At 57.3% G+C, this 26,755-nt stretch carries 27 protein-coding genes and 1 tRNA gene; 12 read left to right on the top strand and 16 right to left on the bottom strand.

Going from position 1 to position 26,755, the window contains the following annotated elements:
• The first annotated feature begins 2 nt into the window (after positions 1 to 2).
• Genes K3556_RS04745 through K3556_RS04755 form a run of 3 tightly spaced genes read left to right on the top strand, consistent with a single transcriptional unit; the run spans position 3 to position 2,325 of the window.
• Positions 3 to 494, top strand: a complete 492-nt coding sequence (locus tag K3556_RS04745) for a PaaI family thioesterase (protein WP_260518584.1) — start codon at positions 3 to 5, stop codon at positions 492 to 494.
• 8 nt (positions 495 to 502) lie between these two features.
• Entirely contained in the window at positions 503 to 1,006 is a 504-nt protein-coding gene (locus K3556_RS04750; protein WP_260519172.1) for a PaaI family thioesterase, read from the top strand.
• Entirely contained in the window at positions 1,003 to 2,325 is a 1,323-nt protein-coding gene (locus K3556_RS04755) for an MATE family efflux transporter (protein WP_260518585.1), read from the top strand. Before K3556_RS04750 ends, K3556_RS04755 begins: the two co-directional genes overlap by 4 nt.
• On the opposite strand, the gene arsC is transcribed toward K3556_RS04755, so the two are convergent.
• Genes arsC through K3556_RS04770 form a run of 3 tightly spaced genes read right to left on the bottom strand, consistent with a single transcriptional unit; the run spans position 2,322 to position 4,059 of the window.
• On the bottom strand, positions 2,322 to 2,663 hold the full coding sequence (gene arsC, locus K3556_RS04760) for an arsenate reductase (glutaredoxin) (RefSeq protein ID WP_260518586.1): 342 nt from the start codon (positions 2,661 to 2,663) through the stop codon (positions 2,322 to 2,324). The genes K3556_RS04755 and arsC overlap by 4 nt on opposite strands.
• On the bottom strand, positions 2,660 to 3,724 hold the full coding sequence (locus K3556_RS04765; RefSeq protein ID WP_260518587.1) for a quinone-dependent dihydroorotate dehydrogenase: 1,065 nt from the start codon (positions 3,722 to 3,724) through the stop codon (positions 2,660 to 2,662). Before K3556_RS04765 ends, arsC begins: the two co-directional genes overlap by 4 nt.
• Positions 3,721 to 4,059, bottom strand: coding sequence for a DUF952 domain-containing protein (locus tag K3556_RS04770; protein WP_260518588.1), 339 nt, complete (start codon positions 4,057 to 4,059; stop codon positions 3,721 to 3,723). Before K3556_RS04770 ends, K3556_RS04765 begins: the two co-directional genes overlap by 4 nt.
• Before the next feature lie 180 nt (positions 4,060 to 4,239).
• Between K3556_RS04770 and K3556_RS04775 the strand changes: the two genes are divergently transcribed.
• Positions 4,240 to 5,799: a bifunctional metallophosphatase/5'-nucleotidase gene (locus K3556_RS04775; RefSeq protein WP_260518589.1), complete on the top strand. Its 1,560-nt coding sequence runs from the start codon at positions 4,240 to 4,242 to the stop codon at positions 5,797 to 5,799.
• Between the two features lie 190 nt (positions 5,800 to 5,989).
• Here the strand turns inward: K3556_RS04775 and K3556_RS04780 are convergent, their stop codons facing one another.
• The gene (locus K3556_RS04780; RefSeq protein WP_260518590.1) at positions 5,990 to 6,544 is read right to left on the bottom strand and encodes a flavodoxin family protein; all 555 of its coding nucleotides are present in this window, start codon (positions 6,542 to 6,544) and stop codon (positions 5,990 to 5,992) included.
• A 54-nt stretch (positions 6,545 to 6,598) separates the two neighbouring features.
• Between K3556_RS04780 and K3556_RS04785 the strand changes: the two genes are divergently transcribed.
• Both K3556_RS04785 and K3556_RS04790 read left to right on the top strand, forming a co-directional pair.
• Positions 6,599 to 7,261, top strand: a complete 663-nt coding sequence (locus K3556_RS04785) for an SOS response-associated peptidase (RefSeq protein WP_260518591.1) — start codon at positions 6,599 to 6,601, stop codon at positions 7,259 to 7,261.
• 103 nt (positions 7,262 to 7,364) lie between these two features.
• On the top strand, positions 7,365 to 8,891 hold the full coding sequence (locus K3556_RS04790) for a malonate--CoA ligase (RefSeq protein WP_260518592.1): 1,527 nt from the start codon (positions 7,365 to 7,367) through the stop codon (positions 8,889 to 8,891).
• A gap of 68 nt (positions 8,892 to 8,959) precedes the next feature.
• Here the strand turns inward: K3556_RS04790 and K3556_RS04795 are convergent, their stop codons facing one another.
• The 6 genes from K3556_RS04795 to K3556_RS04820 form a co-directional block, all read right to left on the bottom strand.
• Positions 8,960 to 10,285: an NAD(P)/FAD-dependent oxidoreductase gene (locus K3556_RS04795; RefSeq protein ID WP_260518593.1), complete on the bottom strand. Its 1,326-nt coding sequence runs from the start codon at positions 10,283 to 10,285 to the stop codon at positions 8,960 to 8,962.
• 5 nt (positions 10,286 to 10,290) lie between these two features.
• Positions 10,291 to 11,637, bottom strand: a complete 1,347-nt coding sequence (locus tag K3556_RS04800; protein ID WP_260518594.1) for a glutamine synthetase family protein — start codon at positions 11,635 to 11,637, stop codon at positions 10,291 to 10,293.
• Complete coding sequence (locus K3556_RS04805; RefSeq protein WP_260518595.1) at positions 11,634 to 12,446, bottom strand: ABC transporter permease; 813 nt, start codon at positions 12,444 to 12,446, stop codon at positions 11,634 to 11,636. Before K3556_RS04805 ends, K3556_RS04800 begins: the two co-directional genes overlap by 4 nt.
• Positions 12,443 to 13,333: an ABC transporter permease subunit gene (locus tag K3556_RS04810; protein WP_260518596.1), complete on the bottom strand. Its 891-nt coding sequence runs from the start codon at positions 13,331 to 13,333 to the stop codon at positions 12,443 to 12,445. Before K3556_RS04810 ends, K3556_RS04805 begins: the two co-directional genes overlap by 4 nt.
• Positions 13,330 to 14,475 carry an ABC transporter ATP-binding protein gene (locus K3556_RS04815; protein WP_260518597.1) on the bottom strand — a complete coding sequence of 382 codons (1,146 nt, stop codon included), beginning with the start codon at positions 14,473 to 14,475 and terminating at the stop codon, positions 13,330 to 13,332. Before K3556_RS04815 ends, K3556_RS04810 begins: the two co-directional genes overlap by 4 nt.
• A gap of 72 nt (positions 14,476 to 14,547) precedes the next feature.
• Positions 14,548 to 15,633, bottom strand: coding sequence for a polyamine ABC transporter substrate-binding protein (locus K3556_RS04820; protein ID WP_312847280.1), 1,086 nt, complete (start codon positions 15,631 to 15,633; stop codon positions 14,548 to 14,550).
• Positions 15,634 to 15,796: 163 nt separating this feature from the next.
• Here K3556_RS04820 and K3556_RS04825 point away from each other — a divergent pair, with 163 nt between their 5' ends.
• The 3 genes from K3556_RS04825 (at position 15,797) to K3556_RS04835 (ending at position 19,327) form a co-directional block, all read left to right on the top strand.
• Positions 15,797 to 16,456 (top strand): GntR family transcriptional regulator, encoded by a 660-nt coding sequence (locus K3556_RS04825; protein WP_260518598.1) that lies wholly within the window; start codon positions 15,797 to 15,799, stop codon positions 16,454 to 16,456.
• Positions 16,457 to 16,585: 129 nt separating this feature from the next.
• Entirely contained in the window at positions 16,586 to 17,980 is a 1,395-nt protein-coding gene (locus K3556_RS04830) for an aspartate aminotransferase family protein (RefSeq protein ID WP_260518599.1), read from the top strand.
• Positions 17,981 to 18,025: 45 nt separating this feature from the next.
• Positions 18,026 to 19,327: an NAD(P)/FAD-dependent oxidoreductase gene (locus tag K3556_RS04835; protein ID WP_260518600.1), complete on the top strand. Its 1,302-nt coding sequence runs from the start codon at positions 18,026 to 18,028 to the stop codon at positions 19,325 to 19,327.
• On the opposite strand, the gene modC is transcribed toward K3556_RS04835, so the two are convergent.
• From modC to K3556_RS04865, 6 genes are all read right to left on the bottom strand, one after another.
• Entirely contained in the window at positions 19,324 to 20,424 is a 1,101-nt protein-coding gene (gene modC, locus K3556_RS04840; protein ID WP_260518601.1) for a molybdenum ABC transporter ATP-binding protein, read from the bottom strand. The genes K3556_RS04835 and modC overlap by 4 nt on opposite strands.
• Complete coding sequence (gene modB, locus K3556_RS04845; RefSeq protein WP_260518602.1) at positions 20,421 to 21,116, bottom strand: molybdate ABC transporter permease subunit; 696 nt, start codon at positions 21,114 to 21,116, stop codon at positions 20,421 to 20,423. The genes modC and modB overlap by 4 nt, the downstream gene beginning before the upstream one ends.
• Positions 21,113 to 21,898, bottom strand: coding sequence for a molybdate ABC transporter substrate-binding protein (gene modA / locus K3556_RS04850; RefSeq protein WP_260518603.1), 786 nt, complete (start codon positions 21,896 to 21,898; stop codon positions 21,113 to 21,115). The genes modB and modA overlap by 4 nt, the downstream gene beginning before the upstream one ends.
• Before the next feature lie 119 nt (positions 21,899 to 22,017).
• The gene (gene msrA / locus K3556_RS04855) at positions 22,018 to 22,527 is read right to left on the bottom strand and encodes a peptide-methionine (S)-S-oxide reductase MsrA (protein WP_260518604.1); all 510 of its coding nucleotides are present in this window, start codon (positions 22,525 to 22,527) and stop codon (positions 22,018 to 22,020) included.
• The gene (msrB, locus tag K3556_RS04860) at positions 22,527 to 22,973 is read right to left on the bottom strand and encodes a peptide-methionine (R)-S-oxide reductase MsrB (protein WP_260518605.1); all 447 of its coding nucleotides are present in this window, start codon (positions 22,971 to 22,973) and stop codon (positions 22,527 to 22,529) included. Before msrB ends, msrA begins: the two co-directional genes overlap by 1 nt.
• A gap of 376 nt (positions 22,974 to 23,349) precedes the next feature.
• Positions 23,350 to 23,423, bottom strand: a tRNA-Cys gene (locus K3556_RS04865).
• A 195-nt stretch (positions 23,424 to 23,618) separates the two neighbouring features.
• Between K3556_RS04865 and K3556_RS04870 the strand changes: the two genes are divergently transcribed.
• From K3556_RS04870 to K3556_RS04880, 3 genes are all read left to right on the top strand, one after another.
• Positions 23,619 to 24,272 carry a protein-L-isoaspartate O-methyltransferase family protein gene (locus K3556_RS04870; RefSeq protein WP_260518606.1) on the top strand — a complete coding sequence of 218 codons (654 nt, stop codon included), beginning with the start codon at positions 23,619 to 23,621 and terminating at the stop codon, positions 24,270 to 24,272.
• A gap of 60 nt (positions 24,273 to 24,332) precedes the next feature.
• Positions 24,333 to 25,727 carry a TolC family outer membrane protein gene (locus K3556_RS04875; protein WP_260518607.1) on the top strand — a complete coding sequence of 465 codons (1,395 nt, stop codon included), beginning with the start codon at positions 24,333 to 24,335 and terminating at the stop codon, positions 25,725 to 25,727.
• Positions 25,728 to 25,827: 100 nt separating this feature from the next.
• Positions 25,828 to 26,751, top strand: a complete 924-nt coding sequence (locus K3556_RS04880) for a hypothetical protein (protein WP_260518608.1) — start codon at positions 25,828 to 25,830, stop codon at positions 26,749 to 26,751.
• Positions 26,752 to 26,755: the final 4 nt, after the last annotated feature.

The raw sequence follows: 26,755 nt of genomic DNA on the forward strand, positions 1-26,755 counted from the left end.
TGATGATCAAAGGCTTGACGCAAGAGAAGAAGGCTGAAATCGCTCGGAAATTTACTGAAGCCATACCGCATTGCGGCGCTTTGGGTATGACGCTGGATGATTTGGGCGACGGAGAGGCAGTGATGTCGATGCCCTATGACGCGCGATTTATCGGTGATCCGCGAACAGGTGTGATTCATGGTGGCGCTGTATCAGCGCTTATGGACACGTGCTGTGGCTCTGCCGTGATGAGCCACCCTGACGCCCCAGCCATCACAGCAACGATTGATTTGCGCATTGATTACATGCGCCCGGCCACACCCGGCCAGAAGATCACCGCCCGCGCGACTTGCTATCATGTTACCCGCTCGGTGGCGTTTGTGCGGGCCGTGGCGCTTGACGAGGACGAAAGCCGCCCTGTGGCGACGGCAACCGGTGCCTTTTCCGCTGATGGCGATCCCAAGCGGCGGTCGACTGAAATTTCGGTGGAAATCAGTGGCGGGGACAAACCATGAGCGGCACCGTGAAACGCCCGCGCCCGGAACCGGTCGAGGTGGTCAAGAAACGACGAGACGCCGCCTTGTCGGCCCTTGTGGACAGCGTGCCTTACTTGACCTTTTTGGGCATTCAAGTGGAGCGTCACGGCGATGAATTGACGGCGGTCTTGCCCTATTCAGACAAATTGATCGGCAATCCACTTTTACCGGCCATCCATGGCGGTGTTACCGCGGCATTTCTGGAAACCGCTGCGGTGATTGAGCTGAGCTGGGTATCGCTGTGGGAAGACATGGAGACCGGCAAACTTGACCCCGGCACACTCGGGCCGGAAAACCTGCCTTATCTGCCCAAGACCATCGACTTTTCAATCGATTACCTGCGGTCTGGGCTGCCGCGTGATGCCTATGCGCGGGCACGGATTGTGCGCCAAGGTCGGCGATACGCTTCCGTGCATGTCGAGGCATGGCAGGATAACCGCAACAAGCTGTATGCGCAGGCCACGGGGCATTTTCTGATGCCAACGAAATGAGCGGGTCCACCGCCCGGTCTGCGGCACTGACGCACCGTCGCATCCTTGCGGTCGCGGGGCCGATTGTTCTGTCGAACGTGACCGTGCCGATCCTTGGGGTAGTCGATACTGGCGTAATAGGGCAGCTGGGCGAAGCGGCACCCATCGGAGCCGTCGGGATCGGGGCGGTCATAATCTCCACCTTCTATTGGGTGTTCAGCTTTCTCAGAATGGGCACCACTGGATTGACCGCACAGGCCCAAGGGGCTGGGCGCAGTGGTGAGGTGTCGGCAATGTTGACACGCGCCATGATGATCGCGGCACTGGCCGGTGTTGCGCTTGTCGTGTTGCAATTTCCTCTGTTCTGGGCGGCCTTCCAAATAGCGCCGGCCTCAGTCGAGGTTGAAGGCATGGCGCACGACTATCTTTCCATTCGGATCTGGGGCGCGCCGTTTGCGATTTCAATCTATGCGCTGACCGGTTGGCTGATCGCGTTAGAGCGTGCGAAATCGGTTCTGGTTCTGCAAGTCGTCATGAATGGCATCAACCTCGGGCTCGACCTGTGGTTTGTTCTTGGCTTGGGTTGGGGCATCGAAGGCGTTGCTGTTGCCACCTTAATCGCCGAATTAGGTGGGGCAGCGCTGGGTCTGTGGCTGTGCCGCGATGCGTTCCAGAACCCGGCGTGGCGTGAACGCACGCGGGTGCTGGACCCCGAGATGTTGACCCGCATGGCTATTGTGAACTCAGATATCATGATCCGTTCGCTGCTGCTGACCGCGATATTCACCAGCTTCATGTTTTTCGGTGCGCGCTTTTCAGATGTCGAACTGGCCGCCAATCAGGTGTTGTTTCAGTTTCTTAATGTTGCGGCCTATGCGATGGATGGGTTCGCATTTGGGGCGGAAACCTTTGTCGGGCAAGCGCTGGGCGCGCGCAATAAGGCGGGAGTGCGCCGGGCCGCGATCATGTCCAGCCAATGGGGGGCTGGGATTTCCTGTGCGATGGCGCTGGGCTTCTTGTTGTTTGGTGGTATGGCAATTGATCTGATGACAACCGCGGAAGACGTGCGTACTACGGCACGTGCCTTTCTGATCTACATGGTGCTGGCGCCACTGGTCGGGTGGCCATCCTGGATGCTGGACGGGATATTCATTGGGGCCACGCGGACTGCGGACATGCGCAACATGATGGTGGCGTCTGCGGTGGTTTACTTTGCCGCCGTTCTGACTCTGATGCCTTTTTTGGGTAACCACGGATTGTGGCTGGCGCTTTTGATCTCGTTTATCGCGCGCGGGGTAACGCTTGGCCTGCGGTATCCGGCGTTGGAAGCGTCGGCTTAAAGGATCTCGGTCACGCTTTCGGGCGGGCGGCCCATCCGGGCTTTACCGTTTTTGATCACGATGGGGCGCTCGATCAGGATCGGGTGTGATGCCATCGCGGCGATCAAAGTGGCGTCATCTGTATCGGCACCCAACCCAAGCTCTTTGAACAGATTTTCGCCTTTGCGCATGATGTTGATCGGATCAACGCCAAGGGCTGCAAGAACGGCGCGCAACGTGGCTACATCAGGGGCGTCGTCAAGATACCGGCGCACCGTTATGTCTTCGCCATGCGCTTCCAGTATGGCCAGAGTTTGGCGTGATTTTGAACAGCGCGGGTTGTGCCAAATCTCGGTCATAGCCAATCCTCTCGCCCCGTGCCCACGGCCTCGGAAACATGGCCAAAGCCGTCGCGTTCCAAAAGCGTATCAAGACCCAACGCAATTTCCGCCACAAGGCTAAGCCCTTTATAGGCCAGTGAGGAGTAGAGCTGCACGATAGACGCGCCAGCTCGGATTTTCTGATACGCATCCTCGGCCGAGGCGATGCCGCCGACGCCGATCAGTGGCATCTTCCCATCGGTCAATTCGGACAGACGCGCCACTACGCGGGTCGACTTTTCAAACAAAGGCGGGCCAGACAAGCCGCCAGCTTCGCTTTTGTATTGGCTTTGCAACCCTTCACGCGACAGGGTGGTATTGGTGGCGATGATTGCATCGACGTTGACCTCTTGGGCGACGCCGGCGACCTCGGCCAGCTCTGCGTCACTGAGGTCGGGCGCGATTTTTAAGAAAATCGGCGTGTATTTGTCCTGACCTTCGCGGGCCGCAAGAACGCCAGACAACAAACCGCGCAGCGCATCCGCGCCTTGCAGGTCGCGCAGCTTCTCGGTGTTGGGCGAACTGACGTTGACGGTTGCGAAATCGACGAACGGTCCGCAGGTCTGAAACACCTTCACATAGTCGGCAGCGCGATCATCACTGTCTTTGTTGGCTCCAAGGTTCAACCCGACAGGTACCGGGCGGCGGCGCGACCGGCGCGTCAGGCGTGCTGCGGCGGCCTCCATCCCTTCGTTGTTAAAGCCAAAGCGGTTGATAACGGCTTGGTCTTCGGTCAGCCGAAACAAGCGTGGCTTAGGGTTGCCGGTCTGCGGGCGGGGTGTCACGGCCCCAACCTCAACGAACCCAAACCCTGCTTGGGTCAAGGCGTCCACGACAGTCGCGTTTTTGTCATAGCCCGCCGCAAGCCCGACCGGGTTCAGAAGATCCATGCCGCAGAATCTCGTCTTGATGCGGTCGGTTGTGACCAGGCCAGACAGCGGCACGATACCGGCCTTCATCGCCATCAGCGCCAGCCCATGCGACCGTTCCGGGTCAACCTGGTGAAGTGCTTTTAGGGCAATCTTTTCAATCAGGTTCATGCCAAGGCCTCAGGAAAGATATGCCCGTCGGTGCCAAGCGGCAGTGCGCGATGCCACAGGGCCTCGGACAACATCAGGTCCCGATAGAGGTGCGGGAAAAGTGCCCCACCGCGCGAGGGTTCCCATTTCAATGCGTCCCCCATAGCGCCAGCCTCGAAAGCCACCAAAACCAACCCATCCTCGTTAGCAAAATGCTTTGCGGCCGTTTCCTGCGCCTGCGCGGCGGTTGAGAAGTGGATAAAGCCGTCGGTCAGGTCAATTGGTGCACCCGATGTCTTGCCGGTTGCCTGAAACGCCTGCCATTCGGCGGCACGTAGAATTTTGTATATTTGCATGCCCTTCATGTGACGCGCAGGGTCACATTCGTCAAGCCATGTTGAGTTTTGGTTGGGCACGACGTGGAAAAAGGCGACATCTTCCCGTTACGTTAACCGGCCATCCAATTCGTGGTCTTTGACAAGGCAGGCCGACTCGCGTCAACCTGTTCGCAAGACACCAATAACAGGGGGCTCCCAATGATTATGCGTTTTATGACGACGGTTGCAGCGCTGGCTGTGACAGCTGGCACGGCTGCTGCGGACTATACACTGACCGTTTTGCACACCAACGACTTCCACGCTCGGTTTGAACCGATCAGCAAATACGACTCCGGCTGTTCTGCTGAAGACAACACTGCAGGCGAATGCTTTGGCGGCTCAGCCCGTCTGGTCAGCGCCATCGCCGAGGCGCGCGCGCGGTCGAACAACTCGATCCTTGTTGACGGCGGTGACCAATTCCAAGGCACGCTGTTTTATACCTATTACAAGGGCAAGCTTGCGGCCGAGATGATGAACAAGATGGGCTATGATGCGATGACCGTGGGCAACCACGAGTTTGACGATGGCCCGGAGGTTCTGAGCGGCTTCATGGATGCGGTCGATTTCCCGGTCCTAATGTCAAATGCCGATGTGTCGGGCGAAGAACTACTGGCTGGAAAGCTTGCAAAGTCGACCATCATCGAGCGTGGCGGCGAAAAACTGGGTCTGATAGGCCTGACCCCGCAAGATACGGATGAACTGGCATCACCCGGTCCCAATGTCATCTTCACCGACCCAGTTGGCGCGGTGCAGGGCGAGGTCGACAAGCTGACCGCCGAGGGCGTGAACAAGATCATCGTGCTCAGCCACTCGGGTTATGGCGTTGACCAGAAGGTCGCAGCCGAAACCACGGGCGTCGACATTATTGTTGGCGGTCACACGAACACGCTGTTGTCCAACAGCAATGAACGCGCCGAAGGTCCATACCCGACCATGGTAGGCTCGACCGCGATCGTGTCGGCCTATGCCTATGGTAAGTTTCTGGGCGAGTTGAATGTAACCTTCGACGACGACGGCAACATCACCGAGGCTTCGGGCGAGCCGATCATCATGGACGGTGGAGTCGCCGAAGATGAGGGTACCGTGGCACGGATCGCTGAAGCAGCAGCGCCTCTGGATGAAATCCGCAATAAGGTTGTCGCCAATACAGTCGAGGCAATCGATGGAGAGCGCGGCTCGTGTCGCGCAGTCGAGTGTGCCATGGGCAATATCATCGCTGACGCAATGCTTGATCGCGTGAAGGATCAAGGCATTGAGATCGCCCTTGCAAATGGTGGTGGTATACGCGCGTCAATCGACGCGGGCGATGTGACCATGGGCGAGGTGCTGACCGTTCTTCCGTTCCAGAACACGCTCTCGACATTCCAAGTGTCTGGCGCAACGATTTTGGAGGCGCTTGAAAACGGCGTCAGCCAACACGAAGAAGGCGCGGGCCGTTTCCTCCAAGTTGCTGGTATGAAGTACACGTTTGATGTGTCGAAGCCAGCAGGCGAGAGGATTTCTGACGTGATGGTTGGCGATGCGCCGATTGATCCCGCAAAAATTTATGGCGTTGTATCGAACAACTTTGTACGCAACGGTGGCGATGGCTTCGTGATGTTCCGTGATGCTGAGAATGCGTATGACTTCGGCCCCGACCTTGCCGATGTCACCGCCGAGTACATGGCCCAGATGGGTCCAGTGACCCCCATGCTTGATGGGCGTATTACCCAGAAGTAAGTTGGTCTTAGGCTGGTTTATGACCCCCGCTGTGCAAATGGCGGGGGTTTTCCTTTGTGCGAGACCCTGAGCGGCTTCTAAAGCGTTTCGAATAAAACCTGAGGCAGGGATCATTCGAAATACCGTTCAACATTTCAACGTTCCGCGCGTCTCGCCAAAAACCGGTGTCGCAGGTTTTTCTCGAAACGCTTTAGGCTTCGGACCACCGCTTTGTAGCCAACAGGATACGTGCGCCGAACCGCCGCGCAGTGGCAAGATCCTCGGCCGGCAGATCGTCGGCTTGGCCCAATTGCTCGGTCACCATTAGACCCAGCCAGCTTCCGTCTCGATTGACGCCGGGCATATCTGGTTTCACCGGAGCGCCGATGTCAGATTGGCCGACCCAGATCATACCCATTTGTGCAGCATAAATGGAAAGACGTTGAAGTGTTGCAAGCTTGTCGCCCGACGGGTGGATGGCGGTCGTGAAGCCGGCTGCGATTTTGTCGACCCACAGACCATGCTCCCACCTTGTGTCGACCTCTTCGAGAAACTGGCTGAATCGCGCCGCGGCGGAGCCCATATAGGTGGGCGCGCCGAAAATAATTGCGTTTGCCGCGTCGAGTGCGGCCCAATCATCTTGGGTCATGACCTCAACATCAATAAGGCGCGCGGACTTGCCGACGCCCTCGGCAATCGCGGCAGCAATACGTCTGGTGTGACCAAAACCCGAGAAATAGGGCAGGCATATCAATAGTTTTTCCATCCTGCCAAGATGACGAAACTGGTGAAGGTGTCAAAGGTAAGTTAGACTTTCGGCATGTGCGGACGAATTGCCATGACCTTGCCTCCGGATGCGATGGCGCAGCTTTTCGCGGCACAACCGGCGAACAATCTGCCCACCGTCCCAAATTTCAATGTCTGCCCGACCACACAGGTCTCGGTCGTCTCTCTGATGGGAGGGGCGCGCCGGTTGAGCGCGATGCGCTGGGGGTTCTTGCCGCGCTGGTACAAAGCTCTCAATGATGGCCCCTTGCTGATCAACGCGCGGGCCGAAACCATCGCCGAAAAACCAGCGTTTCGCGAGGCGTGCCGCGCGCGAAGGTGCCTCGTCCCAATGGATGGGTTTTACGAATGGGAACGCTCTGGCGATAAGAAACTACCCTATTTCGTTCGCAGTTCTGACGGTAAGCCTCTGTTCTGTGCCGGGATATGGCAAGATTGGGAGGATGCGGGCGAGGTCTTGTCGACCTTTGCAATCGTGACAACCAATGCGCCATCCCCCTTGTCCGATATTCACCACCGCTGCCCGGTGATCATCAAACAAGCGCATTGGGGCAAGTGGCTGGGCGAGGACGGGCACGGCGCCGCAAAGTTGATGATGCCGCCTGAGGATGGCGCGCTGAGGATGCACAGGGTATCGACCGAAGTGAACTCAAACCGTGCAACAGGGCCGCAATTGGTTGAACCCTTTGAAGAGTAGGTATCGTGTTGCCCTAATTCGGGTTGCGGCAATTTGGGCGAAACGGACCGATTGACCCGAGAGTTCCTCAAGGCTAATCCGCACATGCTGTCAGGAGGAAATGATGTACGAAGAAAACCACCTTGCCCGCGCCATTTCCATGGCTTCAGATGGGCGGCATGACGCAACCTTCCTGATCGACGGGCGCAGCGGAAAAACGACAAGCTATGGCGTGTTCTGGGCCAATGCGGAACGCATGGCGGCGGCACTGGTTGGGATGGGGTTGCAACCCGGTGACCGGGTGGCGGTGCAAACGCCGAAAGAACCAGCGATGTTAGAGCTTTACGTGGGCACCGTTCTGGCAGGCGGGGTTTTTCTGCCATTGAACACAGCTTATACTGCGGACGAGATTGGCTATTTCCTTGGTGATGCCGCGCCTCGGGTCTTTGTATGTGACCCGGAAAAGGTCGAGGCGCTGACCCAAGTGGCCCAACATGCAGGTGTTGCCCATGTCCAGACATTGGGTGCAGGTGAAGACGGCAATTTGGTCAAGATGCGGGACGCGCAGCCTGCTGGTTTCAAAGCGGTCCCACGCGATCCGCTGGACTTGGCAGCGATCCTCTATACCTCGGGCACGACCGGGCGATCAAAGGGCGCGATGTTGACCCATCGGGCGCTTGCCTCGAACAGTCAGACCCTACGGGACTATTGGCGCTTCACTGAAAAAGACGTTTTGATCCACGCCCTGCCAATCTTTCATACCCACGGGTTGTTCGTTGCGACCAATGTCACATTGATGGCAGGCGGTTCGGCTATTTTTCTGCCAGCATTCGATGCTGAGGCGATCATCGAGGTGATGCCAAACGCGACAGCGCTGATGGGGGTGCCCACATTTTATACGCGCCTTCTGAAAGACCCGCGACTGGCGGACGCGTCCAAGAACATGCGGTTGTTTGTGTCCGGGTCTGCGCCGCTTCTGGCGGAAACGCATGACCGATGGCGCGAGATCACGGGTCACGCGATCCTAGAGCGATATGGCATGACCGAGACCAACATGAACACATCGAACCCTTATTATGGCGACAGGCGGGCCGGCACGGTTGGTCTGCCACTGCCGGGTGTCGAGGTGAAAGTCTGTGATCCAGACTCCGGCGAGACCTTACCTGATGGCGACATTGGGGTGCTTGAAGTGCGCGGGGAGAACGTTTTCGCGGGCTATTGGCAGATGCCCGAAAAAACCGCCGAAGAATTGCGTGAAGATGGGTGGTTCATCACCGGTGATCTCGCGATGATGGATGCGACGGGCTATGTCACCATCGTCGGGCGCAGCAAGGACCTGATCATCACGGGCGGCTTTAATGTTTATCCAAAAGAGGTCGAAGGCGTGATCGACGATCTGCCCGGCATCGTGGAGAGCGCTGTCATTGGTGTACCGCATGAGGATTTCGGAGAAGCTGTGGTGGCAATTGTCGTCGCCCAGCCGGGCGTTTCGGTAGATGAAGCCGCGATCATGGACGGTGTCGGGCGCAGTCTGGCGAAGTTCAAGCAGCCAAAGCGGGTGATCGTAGTCGACGAGTTGCCACGCAATACGATGGGCAAGGTGCAGAAAAATGTGCTGCGTAAGACCTATGCCGATATTTTGAAAGCGTAGGGGGCTTTGCCCCTCTTGGCTGCGCCAATTCACCCCAGGATATTTTTGGCCAGAAGAAGCCTTTGGCTTTAACGCGGTGGCGGGCCGTCTTTGAAGCGATACCCCAAGAACGCGCCGTGCAGATAGGTGCGGCGCAGTTTAGGGAATGGGAAGCGGGGCAGGGTGCGGGTATGCACTGGCAGCACAGAGCTTTGGCCAAGCGCCATATCTGCAAGCCTTGCGCCGACCCACGTCGCCATTGCCACACCATTACCGTGATAGTTCAATCCCGCCCAGGCGTTTTCCCAGTCGCCAATCGGCCCGGCATAAGGCAGAAGATCGCGCGACAGGCTGATAAGCCCCGACCAGAAATGTGGCGTGTCGACATTGGCCCAGACCGGGAACAAAGCGCCAAGTTCCCGACTTAGCCTGGCTCTCATTGCGGCCTGACCCTGTACGCTGGCCGATATGTTCCCCCGGGCGCCAAACAGGAAGCGCCGGTCGGGCAACAGGCGAAAGTAATGCAGAAGGTTCCGGCTGTCATAAGCCATCAGGTCCGTGGTCCAGCCTTGCGCTGTGATCTCAGCGTCGGATAGCGGTCGCGTCAAAAGGATGTTGGATTGCACGGGCAAATAGCGCCCGGTGAGCCAGTCGGGCACCCCGTCCGTGCTGTAGCCGTTTGTCGCGAGGATGATCTTGTCGGCGGTCAGCTGACCGTTTGGTGTGTCGAGGACATATTTGGCGTAGGTCTGCGCGATCTTTTTGACAGGGCTGTTGCCAAGTACGTCCACTCCGGCGTGACGTGCCGCGTTGGCCAGGCCGGCTGCGTATTTTCCCGGGTTGAGTGCGAAGCCCACGCGGACATGAAGTCCACCATGGAACGCACCATTCATGCCGCGGTTTATGAGTTCCGAGCGCTCTATCAGATCGGCAACTACACCATACTGTGTCCATTCGCTTTGGTCCCCGCGCAGATCAGACAGCATACGAGGATGATGGGCCAGTTTAAGCTCGCCGTCTGAATGGGTATCGGCATCGATATCGTGTGTGACAAGCAGCTGTGCCACAAGATCAATCGCCGCGCGCTGGGCATTGAAATAGGCCAACGCCGCGTCAGCGCCGAAACGCTTGCGGATCGCGCTCAGACCTCGTTTGTCTCCGCCGACGGAGCAAAATCCACCATTGCGGCCGGATGCACCCCAACCTGGCGTTTTTGCCTCAAGCAGCGTGACTTGCACCCCGGCTTGCGCCAAATGAAGCGCGGCAGAAAGGCCGGTGTAGCCGCCGCCGACGATTGCCACTTCGGTTTGGGTGTCCTCCGCCAGCGATGGCCAATCGCCTTGTGGGCGGGGCCAAATGCACTCTGCACGTGCAGCGTCGCCGTAAGCGTAGTCTTCATAAATACGGCGCGGCATGGGGGTTATAGGCGGCCAAGATACGCGCGGTATTCGATATGGCTGATCTCATTGGTCAGTTGGTCGATCTCATCCAGTCGTACTGCGGAATAGATGTCGCGGTAGCGTTCACCAAAGATATCAGCGGCGATGTCGGATTGCGAGAACCGGTCCACGGCGCGGATCCAGTCAGCAGTCAGGCGCGGCGCGGGTTCAGCATTCGGGTCGTCCAGTGGCAAGGGCAGGTCAGGTTTGTGTTCCAATCCGTGCAATATGCCGCCCAGAATGGCGGCGATCACCAAGTAGGGGTTCACATCTGCACCGGCGATCCGGTGTTCCAGCCTGGCTCCGGGGCCCGAGACCTCGGGCAAGCGAATCCCAGCGGCGCGGTTGTCATAGCCCCAATCTGGTGCCGAAGGAGAGAAATCCAACGGGCGATAGCGGCGGTAGGAGTTGAGGTGCGGCGCAAATATTGCCTGAAGATCGCGCATCGTCTCGAGCGATCCGCCAACAGCGGCACGCAATGTATCAGAAGCCGTTCCGCTGCCGTCGTCAAAGATGTTTTTGCCATCCTGATCCACGACCGACGCGTGCAGATGCATCCCATTGCCGGGAAAGTTGGCATAGGGCTTGGCCATGAAAGTAGCTTCAAACCCGTGATTTCGCGCAACGCCACGCACCAACCGCTTGAACAACAGCGCCATGTCGGCTGCTTTCATAACGTCATCCGTGTGGTGGAAGTTCACTTCGAACTGGCCGGGTCCATATTCTGCGATCAGCGTATCGGTGGCGATCCCCTGTTGCGCAGACATTTCCAGAATTTCGTCCAACACATCTTGGGTGCGCTCCAGCACTTCAAGGTCATAATTCTGCGCGTCCGGGCTGCGGACGGGTGGGGTGGGTGCCTCGTCTTCGCTTTGGCGGGGCTGAATCAGATAGAATTCCAATTCACTTGCCAACACGGGGTGCCAGCCTTTTTCGTGAAACCGGTCGACCATATTCGCCAGCAACTTGCGCGAAGACAGTTCACTGATCAGGCCCGTGTCTGGATCGAGCATTTCGACCTGTACTTGCACCATATTGCCCTTGGCCCATGGAACCGGCCTGAGCGAGCCGGGGATTGGAACGATGCGCCCATCCGGGTCGCCAACGATGATGCCCAAACCCGTTTCCGAGACCTCTGCGCCCAGAATATTGGGGGCATAGGTGGAATGGGGCAGGCGCACGGCGCCCTCGGACAGCTTCTTTTCGTCATCACCCGGCAGCCATTTGCCACGCAACACGGCATTGATGTCGCATAACATCAGTTCGATCCGGTCAGGGCGCCCATGCTTTTCGCAGTATTGGGCATATTCTTTAAGAAAATCGCTCATTTTATAGCTTCCTGCTCGTCTTTCTGACGTTTGGCGATGGACCGTTTGGAGGCCAGCGAGGCCCCGATAACCCCAATGGTAACAAGGCCAATCATGATGGTGGACAGCGCGTTGATTTCTGGGCTGACACCCAATCGCACCGCCGAGAAAATCTTGATCGGCAGGGTTGTTGAGCTTGGCCCGGATGTGAACGAGGCGATCACAAGGTCATCCAGCGACAGCGTGAAAGCCAGCAGCCAACCGGATACTACCGCGGGCATAATGATGGGCAGGGTGACAAGGCGGAATGCCTCAAAGCCCGTGCAGCCCAGATCAAGCGCGGCTTCTTCCAGAGACTGATCGAAAGTTACCAGCCGCGACGACACCACAACCGACACAAAACACATCGAGAATGTGGTGTGCGCCAGCACAATGGTCAGTATCCCACGGTCCAGCCCGATGGAAATGAACAACAGCAAGAGCGACAGGCCGGTGATCACTTCTGGCATCACGAGCGGGGCGTAGATCATACCCGAAAAAATCGTGCGACCCGGGAAGCGGCCCGCGCGCACCATGACATAAGCCGCCATTGTGCCCAAAACGGTTGCGATCGAGGATGACATCACGGCCACTTTCAACGTGACCCACGCGGCATCCAAGAAGGCCTCGTTGCGGAACAACTCTCCGTACCACTTGGTCGAGAAGCCCGCCCAAACGGTCACGAGCTTACCGGCATTGAATGAGTAGGTGATCAATATCAACATTGGGATATAGAGAAACGCAAACCCCAGTGTCAGGGAAACTGCGTTGAACCAGGACAGACGTCTCATTTCTCGGCCTCCCTCTGTTTTTCCTCGTTCCGCTGGAACAGGACAATCGGGATGATCAGCAGAAGAAGCAGGATCACGGCCACTGCCGATGCGACCGGCCAGTCGCGGTTCGAGAAGAATTCTTCCCACAGAACCTTACCGATCATCAGTGTTTTCGATCCGCCCAGCAGCGCCGGGATGACAAATTCGCCCATCGCCGGAATGAAAACGAGGAAAGACCCGGCAATTATCCCCTGTTTAGACAGCGGCATGGTCACCAGCCAGAAGGCTTTCAAGCGCGAACAGCCCAGATCCTCGGCCGCTTCCAGCAGGCTTTCGTCCAGCCGTTCCAGCGCCGAATAGATCGGCAGCACCATGAATGGCAGATAGGTGTAAACAATGCCGATATAGACGGCGAGGTTGGTGTTCAGGATGACCAATGGTTCCTGAATGATCCCCAGATACATCAAAAGCTGGTTCAGCAGACCTTCGTTCGACAGGATGGCTTTCCACGAATAAACACGGATCAGGAAGCTGGTCCAAAATGGCAGGATGATCAGCATCATCAGCGTCGGTCGCCATTCATCCGGTGCACGGGTCATACCATAGGCAATCGGATAGCCGACCATCAGTGTAAGAATGGTCGAGATAATGGCGATCTTCAGGCTGGACAGGTAGGCTTTCCAGTATAGGTCATCCGAGGTGAGCCACCAGAAATTTTCCATATCCAGATCGGCCCACCAAGTGCGAATACCTTCCCAGCCCTGTGACAAATCAAGGGTCGGTGTATAGGGCGGGATCGCAAGGGCTGTGTCTGACAGGCTGATTTTCAGCACGATCAGGAAGGGCACCAGAAACAGCGCCAACAGCCACAGGTAAGGGACCGATATCAGGGCGAAGCGTCTCATGTGTTCAACACCACGCCAGCTGTTTCAGTGAAGCCAAGGTACACCGTGTCCTCCCACGTGATCTGACGACGTTGAATACGCCGCGTGTTGGCGATTTGCGCCTTGAACAGCGCACCCGAGGGTGTTTCGATCACATAGGTGGACATGTTGCCCAAATAGGCAATGTCCAGAACTTTACCCTTGATCACATTGGCCTGATCCTTTGGGCGCGATGTATAGATACTCAGCTTTTCCGGACGCACGGCAAGGGTGGCGGCACTGCCGAGTTCGATGTCCTGATGAGTGATGCCGGACAGTGCCGGTTGGCCTTCAGCCCATGAGATAGACGCGTGTCCGTCGCTGGATTTGGACACGTTGCCTTTGATCAGGTTCACGTCGCCAATAAAATCAGCGACATAAATCGATTTCGGTTCTTCATAAATCTTCGACGGTGTGTCCACTTGAACGATCTTGCCATGGTCCATCACGGCGATCCGGCTGGCGACGGTCATCGCTTCTTCCTGATCGTGGGTCACGATCACGAAGGTGGTGCCGGTTTTTTCCTGAATGTCCATCAGTTCAAACTGCGTATCTTGGCGCAATTTCTTGTCCAAAGCGCCCAGCGGTTCGTCCAACAGTAGCAACTTGGGGGCTTTGGCGAGAGACCGCGCAAGCGCAACGCGCTGGCGCTGGCCGCCCGAGATTTGATGAGGTTTGCGGTTGGCAAATTTGTTCAGTTGCACAAGGGTCAGCATTTCTTCGACCCGCGCGGCGATCTTGTCTTTGGGCATCTTATCGCGCTTCAGGCCGAATGCGATGTTCTCTGCCACCGACAAATGTGGAAACAGCGCATAGCTTTGGAACATCATGTTCACAGCGCGTTTGTTCGGTGGGATGCGGGCGACATCTTGTCCGTCGATCAAAATCTTGCCTTCGGTCGGGGTTTCAAATCCTGCCAGCATCCGCATCATCGTGGTCTTGCCACAGCCCGACGGCCCCAACAGCGCAAAAAACTCTTGCGCATAGATGTCGATCGACAGGTCGTCGATTGCCGTAAAATCTCCCCAGCGCTTGGTGACATTCTGAAACTGGATCAAAGGTTTGGCCTGGGGGTCTTCCCAGGGTGCGAAAACAGAGACCGGTGCGGTGGCGGTGTCAGACATGATAACCTCGGAAGGGAAAAAAGACGTCTCCCCCCGCCTGTTTTCACAAGCGGGGGGAGCAGGTTTTCAGGTTTAGGTGCCTGATTTGATCTTGGTCCACATACGCGTCAGCACGCGCTGAACCTTCGATTCATAGGGTGATTTGGTATAGAGGTTCTTGACCGTTTCTTCACCCGGATAGATTGCCGGATCGCCGATAACGTCTTCAAGTAGGAACTCCTGGCTCGCTTTGTTGCCATTGGCGTAATAGACGTAATTCGACGCCGCAGCCATGTTTTCCGCATCCATGATGAAGTTCAGGAACTTGTGTGCTGCCTCTGGGTTTGGCGCATCCGTTGGGATCGCCATTTGGTCAAACCACATAAGCGAGCCTTCTTCGAAGGCGTTATATGCAATTTCCACGCCGTTATCGGCTTCTGCAGCGCGGTCACGAGCTTGCAAGACATCGCCAGACCAACCGACAGCTACGCAGATGTCCCCATTGGCCAGCGCGTTAATGTATTCTGAGCTGTGGAATTTTTGAATGTAGGGGCGGACAGCCATTAGGACGGGTTCGACCTTTGCAATCACATCTGGATCGGCGCTGTCAGGATTTTCACCCAAATATTTCAAAGCCATTGGGATGATCTCGGTGGGAGCATCCAGAAAATGCACGCCACACTCTGCCAGTTTTTCCATGTTTGCTGGATTAAGCACCAGCTCCATGCTGTCGATAGGTGCGTCGTCACCCAGAATCTCTGTCACTTTGCCAACGTTAACACCAAGACCTGTTGTGCCCCACATATAGTTGATCGCATATTCATTGCCGGGGTCGTATTGCGCGGTGCGCTCTTCAATCACGTCCCACATATTGGCGATATTCGGCAGCTGGGATTTGTCCAGCTTTTGGAAGGCACCAGCGGTGATCTGGCGTTGCAGAAAATCTGCGGTGGGCACAACGACATCGTAGCCCGAGCCACCCGCCAGCATTTTTGTTTCCAGCACTTCGTTGGAATCGAACACGTCATAGACCAGGTCGATCCCGGTCTCTTCTTCGAATTTGGACAGCAGTTCTTCGTCGATATAGTCCGACCAGTTGTAAACACGCACCTCTTCGGCAATGGCAGCGCTTGCGCCCATCGCCAGTGCGACACTCATAGTTACCCAAGTCTTCTTCATTATTCGTTTCTCCCTGTTTGAGGTCGTAACCCCGATGCGCGACATTTGATCAAATAAATACCATTTGCGCAATATGGTAATATTACGGATAGCATAGTAGGTTGCTTTCAAAGATTATCTTTGGGGCCAGATTTGGCAAACAATAGTTACAAAGGGGACGCGCGTGTCCGAGAAACCCGCGAAATTGCCGGATCACCAACGTGTTTATCGTGCATTGCGCGAGATGATTCTGTTTGGTGAACTCGCACCCGGTCAGCCAGTGACCATACAAGGTTTGGTTGGTGTGCTGGATGTCGGCATGACTCCAGTGCGCGAGGCGATCCGCAGGTTGACGTCAGAAGGCGCGCTGATCTTCAAAGGAAATCGACGCGTGTCAGTGCCGCAGCCGGATATGGCGCAATGGAATGAAATCGCCTTCGCTCGCTTGAGCGTCGAGCCAGAGTTGGCTCGTTTGGCTACCAAAAACATAGGCGTGCCAGAGATTGCCAGGCTCATCGAGTATGATGAACAGCTGAACACCGCCATCGATCGGGGTGATGTGCGCGGGTATCTGGAAAACAATTACCGTTTCCATGCCTACCTATACGATCTGGCCGAGTCCGAGGTTCTGTCGTCGATTGCAAATATGCTTTGGCTGCGGGCCGGTCCATCGCTGCGCGTTGTGCTGGGCCGTTATGGCACCGCCAATCTGCCGGACAAGCATGTCGAAGCGATTGATGCCCTGAAATCAGGGGATGCTGATCGTGTCGCGGCGGCCGTTCGCGGGGATATTGAACAGGGAATCGCTCAGGTGCGCGAGACCCTGTTGGCAGATAAGATTTGATCACATTACAGACTCTTCGTTGACAGCGGAATTTTTGATCATATTCTGGCGACAGCTTTTCGCAGGCAGCGGCGCGGACTGATTCCATGCCAGATGCTTTGCGCCGGACTGTTTCTAGGAGTTCCCGAAATGAACAAGATCACAAACCATCTGCCCACGGCCGAGCTTCAAGCCATCGACGCCGCCCACCATATGCATCCGTTCACCACTGATGATGATCTGAAAGCAAAAGGTGTCCGCGTCATCACCTCTGCCGAAGGTATCTGGCTGACAGACAGCGAAGGCGAACGGATCCTTGATGCAATGGCCGGTCTGTGGTGCATGAACATCGGGTATGGACGCAGCGAAATGGCAGATGTGGCTGCTCGCCAAATTCGCGAACTTCCATTCTACAACACCTTCTTCCAGACAACCCATGTGCCCGCTATTGCTTTGGCCCAAAAATTGGCCGAACTGGCACCGGGCGATCTGAACCACGTGTTCTTCGCCAATGGCGGATCGGACGCAAATGACACGAACATCCGCATGGTGCGCACCTATTGGGCCGAGAAGGGCCAGCCTGAGCGCCAAGTGATCATATCGCGCTGGAACGCCTATCATGGGTCAACCATTGGCGGCACGTCACTGGGTGGTATGAAAGGGATGCACGAGCAGGGCAGCCTGCCCATTCCGGGCATTGAGTTCATCGATCAGCCCAACTGGTATTCCGAAGGCGGCGACACCGATCCCGAGGCATTTGGCTTGGAGCGCGCGCAACAATTGGAAGCCAAGATCAAAGAAGTCGGCCCTGAAAAAGTAGCGGCCTTCATTGGCGAGCCGATACAGGGTGCTGGTGGAGTGATCGTCGCGCCTGACGGCTATTGGGCTGAAATTCAACGCATTTGTAAGAAATACGGTATTCTGTTGATCGCGGACGAAGTCATCACTGGCTTTGGTCGTACCGGCAATTGGTTTGGCAGCCAGACGCTGAATATCCAGCCTGACATCATGACCGTCGCAAAGGGTCTGAGCTCTGGTTACGTCCCGATTGGTGCGTCAATCGTATCCGACAAGATTGCCGAAGTGATTGCCGCGACCGAATTCAATCACGGCTATACCTATTCAGGCCACCCCGTCGCCTGTGCCTTGGCCTTGGAAAACCTGCGCATTCTGGAAGAAGAAGGCATTATTGACAGCGTTCGCAACGAAACTGCGCCTTATCTGGCCGAGAAATGGCATTCGCTGGCTGATCATCCTTTGGTCGGGGAAACCAAGCTCGTCGGTATGATGGGGTCGCTGGCGCTGACGCCAGACAAGTCCAAGCGTGCACCCTTTGCGGCGGACGCCGGCACTGTAGGCTACATCACCCGCGAGCGGTGCTTTGCGAATAATCTGGTCATGCGCCATTCGGGCGACCGAATGATCATCTCGCCCCCGTTGGTGATCACCAAAGCCGAGATTGACATCTTTATCGAACGCGCCCGCAAGTCGCTGGATGAGGCGTATGAGATCGTGAAGGAAAAAGGTCTGCTGGTTGCAGGCTAAACTAGGGTGGGCCGGGTCGATCCCGGCCTTTTCCACGAGGGTTTGATGGATCTTTTGACCGCCAATGACCGGCACGGGAAACACCCGCAATCATGGTATGCCGCCACAGCTGATGCACCTGGACCTTATCCGGCGGCGTCGGGCGATCTGACATGCGACGTTTGCATTGTCGGTGGCGGGTTCACGGGCCTTTCTGCGGCTCTGCATCTGGCCGAGCGCGGTTATGATGTCGTGTTGTTAGAGGCACAGCGCGTGGGTTTCGGTGCCTCTGGCCGCAATGGCGGGCAGGTGGGCATTGGGCAACGCCTTGATCAGGACGCGCTGGAAAAGATGGTTGGGCGCGATGACGCCCGCAAGCTGTGGCACATGGCTTTGGAAAGTGTTCAGTTGGTGCGCGATATCGTGGCCAAACATGCGCCAGAAGCCGGGTTCACCGACGGTATCCTGCACGCCATGCACCGGCCCCGTTACGTGCCCGAAGACCACGCTTATGTCCGCAAGCTGAACGAAGACTATCTATATGATCTGATCCGCACCGTGGATCGCGACGAGATGCGCAGTTTGTGCGGGTCGCCAGCCTATCACGGCGGCTCGCTGGACATAGGCGGGGGGCATACGCATCCGCTTCGGCTGGCCTTTGGTATGGCGCGCGCTGCAGTGGCTGCGGGTGCGCGGATATTCGAGACAAGCCGCGTCACCAGCGTGACAGATGGCGCGAAAGTTGTTGTGAAAACCGATACGTCGCGCATTACTGCGGGGCATGTGCTGTGGGCCTGCAACGGGTATCTCGGCAATGTCGAAGGCAGCGTGGCTGCACGGGTTATGCCGATCAACAATTACATCCTTGCGACTGAGCCGCTTGATGAAAGCTTTGCGAAGTCGTTGATCCGCGACGGTCATGCGGTGGCCGACAGCAAATTTGTGATCAACTATTTCCGACTGTCGGAAGATAACAGGATGCTGTTTGGCGGGGCAGAGAGCTACGGCTACCGCTTTCCCAAAGACATTGTGAAACTGGTGTCGAAACCAATGTTGGAAATCTACCCGCAACTCAAAGACACCAAGATCGACTATGCGTGGGGCGGTACTTTGGGCATCACCCTCAATCGCATGCCACACTTCGCCCGCCTTCAAGGCAATGTACTGTCGGCGTCTGGCTATTCCGGTCATGGGGTGGCAATGGCCACGCTCGGCGGCAAGATGGCGGCAGAAGCAATTACCGGGCAGGCGGAACGGTTTGACCTTATGGCGTCCGTGCCGACGCCGCGCTTTCCCGGTGGTGTCGCAATGCGTTGGCCGTTGCTGGTCGCTGCGATGTTCTGGTTCTCTCTGCGCGATAAGCTCTAGCGGGATGCTCCACCGACATCGCCCGGCGCGACAGCAACGGATTTGACCACCGCGAAGACAGCGGTGCCCTGTCGCAGTTCCAACCCCAGCACAGAGCGTTTCGTCACGCGCGCCAGCACACGCCCTGCCGCCGTATCAAGTGAAACGACTGCGCCCGGACCGTCGCCTCGCCGGATGTCTGCAATTGTACCCGGTAGAATGTTCAGTGCTGATAATCCCTCAGGCCGCGTCTTGGACAGGATCACGTCTTGCGCGGCGATGCGCAGGCGCAGCTTGTCGCCAACAGATCGGTCGACATGTGGCAAAAGCAAAGGCAGCCCGCCGGCGTCCAGCTCGGTCAGCCCGTCCGGGTGATGGGTTGAAACCCGCGCTTCAATCACGGCGCCGATGTCACGCACGCGGCCGGGGGTAAAGCTGGGATCGCCCAGAACCTCGGCGGCCGTTCCTTGCCGGACCACCTTGCCCGCGTCCAGTGCCACAACCGTGGTAGCCAGCCGCGCCACCTCGGTCGCCGCATGGGTGACATAAAGGATCGGGACATCGCTTTCGTCGCGCAAACGCTCGAAATACGGAAGGATTTCGTCTTTGCGGGCATCATCCAGCGCCGCCAGCGGCTCGTCTGCCAAGATCAGCTTTGGGCGCGCCAACAGGGCGCGTCCAATTGCGACACGCTGCGTTTCCCCGCCAGACAGCCGGGCAGGACGACGCGACATAAGCGGGCCAATGCCCAACATTTCGACCACGCGATCAAAGGCGGGCTGGTCTTTAGCCTGTCCTGTCACCCACCGGGCGTAATCGAGGTTGCGCGCGACGCTCATGTGCGGAAACAGGCGGGCATCCTGAAAGATGTACCCGAGTTGCCGTTTGTGTGCGGGCAGGTGCAGGTTTTGCGCGCTGTCCATCAGTACCTGATCCCCGACGGCGATGCGCCCAGTTGCGGCGCGGCTCAGCCCGGCAACCGCATCAATCACGGATGTTTTGCCCGAACCCGATGCGCCGAACAGCACGGTCAGACCGGCGGGCGCGTCGAAATCCACTGACAGCGCGAAGCTATCCATGGTCTGACGCAGATGGACGGACAGGGCGTGGGGGATCATGCGCCCTCCATCCGGTTGGCAAGGCGGCGGGCAAAGACCTCGGACAGGATCAGCGCCGCCATCGCAATGATGATCGAGACGACAACCAGCCGTAGTGCTGCTGTTTCACCACCGGGCACTTGCAAAAAACTATAAATTGCCGAGGGCAAGGTTTGTGTCTGACCGGGAATGTTCGACACAAAGGTGATCGTTGCGCCAAATTCCCCCATCGCTTTGGCAAAGCCAAGGATCGTACCGGTCAGCACCCCGGGCAGCGCGAGCGGTAGCGTGACTGTCAAAAAGACCCGCAACCGGCTGGCCCCAAGGGTTGCGGCGGCCTCTTCCAACCGTTGATCAACCGCCTCGATCGACAGGCGGATGGCGCGGACCATCAGCGGGAATCCCATGATTGCGGCCGCCAGCGCCGCGCCCGTCCACTGGAAGGCAATGCTCAGCCCCAACGCATCAAGCACCCGGCCACCGGGTCCGGTGACACCGAAAATCAGCAACAAAAGATAGCCGGTGACGACTGGAGGCAAAATCAACGGCAGGTGAACCAAGCCGTTTGCAACCTGCTTGCCGGGAAAATCCCACCGCGCCAACGCGTGAGAGACAAAAATGGCAAAGGGCAGGGAAAGCACCGTCGCCCAGAAGGCGACCTTCAGCGACAGCACGACGGCCTGCCATTCCTGCGGACCAAGCCAACTGGTCATGACCCCTCCAACGTGGTGAAGCCGTGGTTTTGGAAAACAGACAACACCGCCGATCGCTGCAGCCAGTCCAGAAACGCGCGGGCTGCATCTTGGTTTTTACCTGCGACGATGGCCGCAGGATACCGAATGGCAGGGTGGCTGTCGGCTGGAAAACTCATGACAATCTGCACTTTCGGTTCGGCCTGCGCATCACTGCCATAGACAATGCCCAGGGGCGTCTGTCCAAGCGCCACCAATGCCAACGCCGCACGTACATTGTCAGTTTGCGCGACCAGCGGGGCGATGGCGTCCCATTGGCCCAAGGCTTCAAGCGCCGCTTTCCCATAGATGCCGGCAGGCACCGCCTCGACCAGTCCCATGGCCAGCCGCCGACCGTCGAGATATCCCGCTAGGTCTGCTAACTCATTGGCAGAGGGCGCGGTCGCGTCAGCGGGCGCAATCAGGACCAGTGTATTGCCCAAAAGATCAACTCGCGAACCGGGCAGGATGTGGCCGCTTTGCTCAAGCACATCCATCCAGTCCGTGTTGGCCGAAAGGAAAACGTCCGCAGGCGCACCAAGTGATATCTGACGCGCAAGCACAGATGACCCGGCATAAGACAAGTTCACTGTGCTGCCAGTTTGGTCCTCGTAGTTCAGCGCAACCTCATCCAAAGTGTCCTTTAGGCTCGCAGCAGCAAACACGGTGATATCATCGGCCCAGACAGCCGCCGCGCTTATGAAAGCTGCAAAGACCGCGCAGATAAGCGAAGCGGAAAAGGAGAGGGCGCGTGAGGCAAACATGATCGTTGAGCAGATAACGACATGCGGGCAAGGGCGGCAAGGTCTTTCGCTGCGGCCCGACGGCAAGTTAGGTGTTAAAACCAGCCCGCAGATCAAAAGGTTGCGGGCTGGCTTGGTCGTTATTCTGCTGCGTCACGCTTGGGCAGCACCCAGTCAGGACGCACGAAATGGCACGTATAGCCGTGGGGAATACGCTCCAGATAATCCTGATGCTCCGGCTCTGCTTCCCAGAAATCGCCGACAGGTTCGACTTCGGTCACAACCTTGCCGGGCCACAAGCCAGAGGCGTCGACATCGGCGATGGTGGTCAGGGCGTCGGCCTTCTGCACGTCATCCACGTAATAGATGGCGGACCGATACGAGCTGCCCCGGTCGTTGCCTTGCCGCATGGGCGTGGTGGGGTCGTGGATTTGGAAGAAGAACTCCAAAAGCCGACGATAGGTGATCCGGTCCGGGTCGAACAAGATCTCGATCCCTTCAGCATGGGTGCCATGGTTGCGATAGGTCGCGTTTGGCACGTCACCGCCGGTATATCCCACACGGGTCGAGGTGACGCCGGGCAACTTGCGGATCAAATCCTGCATGCCCCAAAAACACCCACCAGCAAAGACTGCGCGTTGTTCTGCCATCAAATATCCTCCACTTGATTGATATAGTCGCCATAGCCCTCGGCCTGCATGTCATCACGATGCACAAAACGAAGCGCGGCTGAGTTGATACAGTAGCGCAGACCGCCCCGGTCTTTCGGGCCATCTGGGAACACGTGACCCAAATGGCTGTCGCCATGCGCCGAACGTACCTCGGTCCGCACCATGCCCAGCGTCGCGTCGCGCAACTCCGTCACATGCGCGGGTTCGATCGGCTTGGTGAAACTGGGCCATCCGCAACCGCTTTCGTATTTCTCCGTTGACGCAAACAAGGGTTCGCCCGTGACGATATCCACATAGATGCCCGGCTCCTTGTTCCCCAGATATTCGCCACTTCCGGGCCGCTCGGTGCCGTTTTCCTGCGTCACATGGTATTGTTCAGGCGACAGTTTGGCGATGGCGTCTGCGGTTTTTTGGTAAGTCTTCAAGTCAGATACCCCTCTGTCTTTGTGTCAGAGTATAGAGGTAGTGCTTTGCGCGTTAAATTTCCATGGGCATGCCGGTGTCGCAAACACCGGCTTAGAATGGCATGCGGAAGAAACCTAACAGAAAGGCGGATACACATCGCCTTTCGCCGCGGTCCTACCGATGCCTGCTAATGGCCCAGCTCGCACCGCTTGGCTGAAACCGGCATCCTTCATCATCAGGTGACCGATGGAAAACGCATTGGCTCATTTAACATTGGCGCCTACACGTCCCTTCACTGAAAAAGTCAGCATCTAAGTTGGCATGCGCATGCATTGGATTGGCCATGTCGGTGCGTTTTCAAGTCAGACCGATCAGTGGGACAGCTTATAGCACGATTGGAGGCGAGTACCGGAATCGAACCGGTGTACACGGATTTGCAATCCGCTGCGTCACCACTCCGCCAACTCGCCATCCGTGGTGTTGGGGTTCTCTAGCGCCTATTCTGGGGGCATGTCCAGCCCGGAACTGCAGTGTGGATGCAAAACTATGGGCTCGGTCAGCTTTCGGCGGACTGCGACGCATTATCCGGATCGGGCCTTGCGGGATTGCCGCGTCTGGCTAACTATGGCAAGAGAAGCCAGACGCTCTGAATAGATAGGCTAAACATGACCGACTTTGCCATGCGCCGCACGATGATGGTGGACACACAAGTCCGCCCGTCTGATGTGACCAAGTTCCCAATTATCGACGCTATGCTTTCCGTCCCGCGCGAAGACTATGTACCTGATGGGAAACGTGAAGCAGCCTATATGGGCGAGAATATCGCACTTGAAGGCGGTCGGGTGGTTCTTGAGCCGCGTACGTTGGCCAAGATGCTGGATGCGGTCGATATTCAGCGTGACGAAATGGTGCTCGATCTGGGATGTGGGCTTGGTTACAGCTCTGCCGTTATTGCACGCTTGGCGGATTTCGTTGTTGCGGTTGAAGAAGATGAAGCAATGGCGGCGGATGCCCAAGCCAACCTGTCGGAACATGGCGCAGACAATGTCGCTGTCATTGCTGGTTCGCTGGTGGAAGGAAACGCCAAGAACGGCCCCTATGACGTGATTTTGATCCAAGGCGCGGTTGAAGTTGTGCCTTCGGCGATCACCGAGCAACTCAAAGATGGCGGGCGTATCTGTGGCATCTTCGCTGAAGGTATGCTGGGCACCGTTAAAGTGGGCTACAAGATCGACGGTAACGTCGTTTGGCGCCATAGCTTCAGCGCAGGCGCTCCTGTGATCGACGGATTCCAGACGCCTCGGAAATTCGTTCTATAATGCGATGCTAGGTTGGTCTGTGCTGGGCCACACCGCATGTGAGGTTAATAAGGTGGCGAGATGACCAAACGGTTTGGGAAAAAATGGGCCAGCTTTGTACTGGCAATCGGTGTTTCTGTCGCATCGGTGCCAATGGCCTTTGGCGAAACCTTGTCCGACGCGATGGCTGCTGCCTACAAACACAGCGGATTGCTTGCGCAAAACCAAGCCCTTCTGCGCGCCGCTGACGAAGATGTTGCGATTGCACAAGCCGCTTTGCGACCCACGCTTAGCTATGCCATTCAGCACGGGTGGACGGACCCCAATGCTAGCGTTTCCGGAAACTCTTTCTGGGGCACGTCGGCTCAATTGACGGCCGAGTTTCTGATCTTCAATTTCGGCCGCGGCAAAGCTGCGATCGCCGCGCAGAAAGAGATCGTGCTGGCGACACGCGACGGTTTGACCAGTGTCGAGCAACAGATTTTGTTGCGGGCTGTCAAAGCCTATGTTGACGTCCGTTCCGCCGTTGAAAACGCACAGCTTCAGGGAAATTCGGTCCGGGTGCTGACGCAGGAACTGCGGGCTGCAAATGATCGCTTTGAGGTTGGCGAGGTGACCCAAACGGACGTCGCTTTGTCACAGGCCCGGCTGGCGGCTGCCCGTGCGAGCGAGGCGTCCGCACGCGGCAATCTAGCGATTGCGCGAGAAGAATATCGCGCTGCGACTGGCAAACTGCCCGGTTCGCTCTCGGCGCCACCGGCTTTGCCCATGACGGCTAAAACATTAGATGCAGCGCAAGGCATTGCCCGGCAACGTCACCCCGATATTCTTGCAGCGCAACACAACGTGGCAGCGGCTGATCTGGCCATCGAGATTTCGATGGCGGCGATGAAACCGGCGTTGGTCGGAAGCGCGCAGACAAAATGGCAAGACGCGGGCGGGACGGATTTCTTCTCGAACAACGTTGGCGTGGCGGTTCAAGGCACGATCTATTCGGGTGGAAAATTGTCGGCCGAATATCGGAAAGCCGTGGCAAATACCGAAGCGGCCCGTGCGGGACTGCATCAAACACGGCTGGCAGTGGATCAGGGCGTTGCGAACGCCTGGGCGCAACTGGCCATCGCCGCAGCGTCGCTTGAGGCGACCGAGCGGCAGATCCGGGCAAGCCGCGTGGCGCTTCGTGGTGCTCGCGAAGAAGCATCGCTGGGCTCGCGCACAACATTGGACGTTTTGAATGCCGAACAGGAGCTTCTGAACGCAGAAGCCAGCCGCATTACGGCCCAATCCAATCAGTACCTTGCTGCATATTCCCTGTTGTCGTCGATGGGGTTGCTGACGGCCGAGCATCTGAAACTTGGCGTCGTGACCTATGATCCCGAGGCTTATTTCAACACTGTAAAGTCGGCTCCGGTGCACCGCGTCAGCCCACAGGGCAAGCGGTTGGACAGCTTATTGGAAGCTCTTGGCAAAAATTGAAACAGTTCGTTCAGTTGTGCGAACGCGTTGCATTCGGTAGAGTTCTTGTAATGAAGGCCGGCTAGACCGGTCCAAGGAACAATTTTGCAGGTGTTATTGCATGTCTGACCCGGTTTCAAATGCCGAGATCGAAGATGTCCTTTCGTCGATTCGTCGGCTGATCTCTGAAAGCAAAGCTTCTGAAGGGCAAGAAGCTTCGACAAAAACCGAAAAGCTGGTTTTGACCCCGGCTTTCCGTGTCCATGACGAAAGCAACAGCAAACCCTCCTCTCCGGCGCCCCAAAGCGATCGGGTTTTGGAACTGGAAGATCCGGTAATTGGCGCTGGCACCCGAAGTCGCCATGTTGACGAGGCTGCGAAACCAAACACCCGCGAGGAAAAGCCGCAGGAAGCGGAGCGCCTGCAGGCAGCGGCTGAGACGCCTCGCTCAAGCACAGACGACCACCCGATCCCAGTCTTCTCACATCGCGGCTATTCCAAAACGCCCGTTGAGGATGCGGAAGAGCTGCCGCCCCTTACGCCGGAAGCTGAACAAGATGCCGCAACTCTGACAGGGCGGTTCGCGGAGTTTGAATATTCGGCCAACCAAAAACCCGACGCATGGGAGGCAGATGAAGGCGACGAGACTGCTCAGTCCGACGTATTGATGTTTCACGCCGCGCGCCTGCGGACTGACAGTGACGAGGGCATTACCGATACCGAAACGCGTGACTGGCCCAAGGGCGAAGATGCGCCGGAAGCTCCTTTTGTCGCTGTGAAAGATGCAACGGACGCAGAACGCCAGCCACCTACCGAACTACGGCAAAACCACTCAGCACCGCTCGTGCCTGACGCGCATGCCGGCGACGTCGAGATTGTCGGTGACGACACTGATATTATCGACGAAGAAGTTGTTCAGGCGATGGTAGCCCGTCTAGTGCGCGAAGAGCTGCAAGGCGAAGTGGGCGAGAAGATTACCCAATCCATCCGCCGCTTTGTTCGGCGCGAGATTGAGCGCGCCCTGACCTTGAAAGGGTTGGAGTAGAAAT

Source organism: Aliiroseovarius sp. M344 (assembly GCF_025140835.1).
GTDB lineage: Bacteria > Pseudomonadota > Alphaproteobacteria > Rhodobacterales > Rhodobacteraceae > Aliiroseovarius.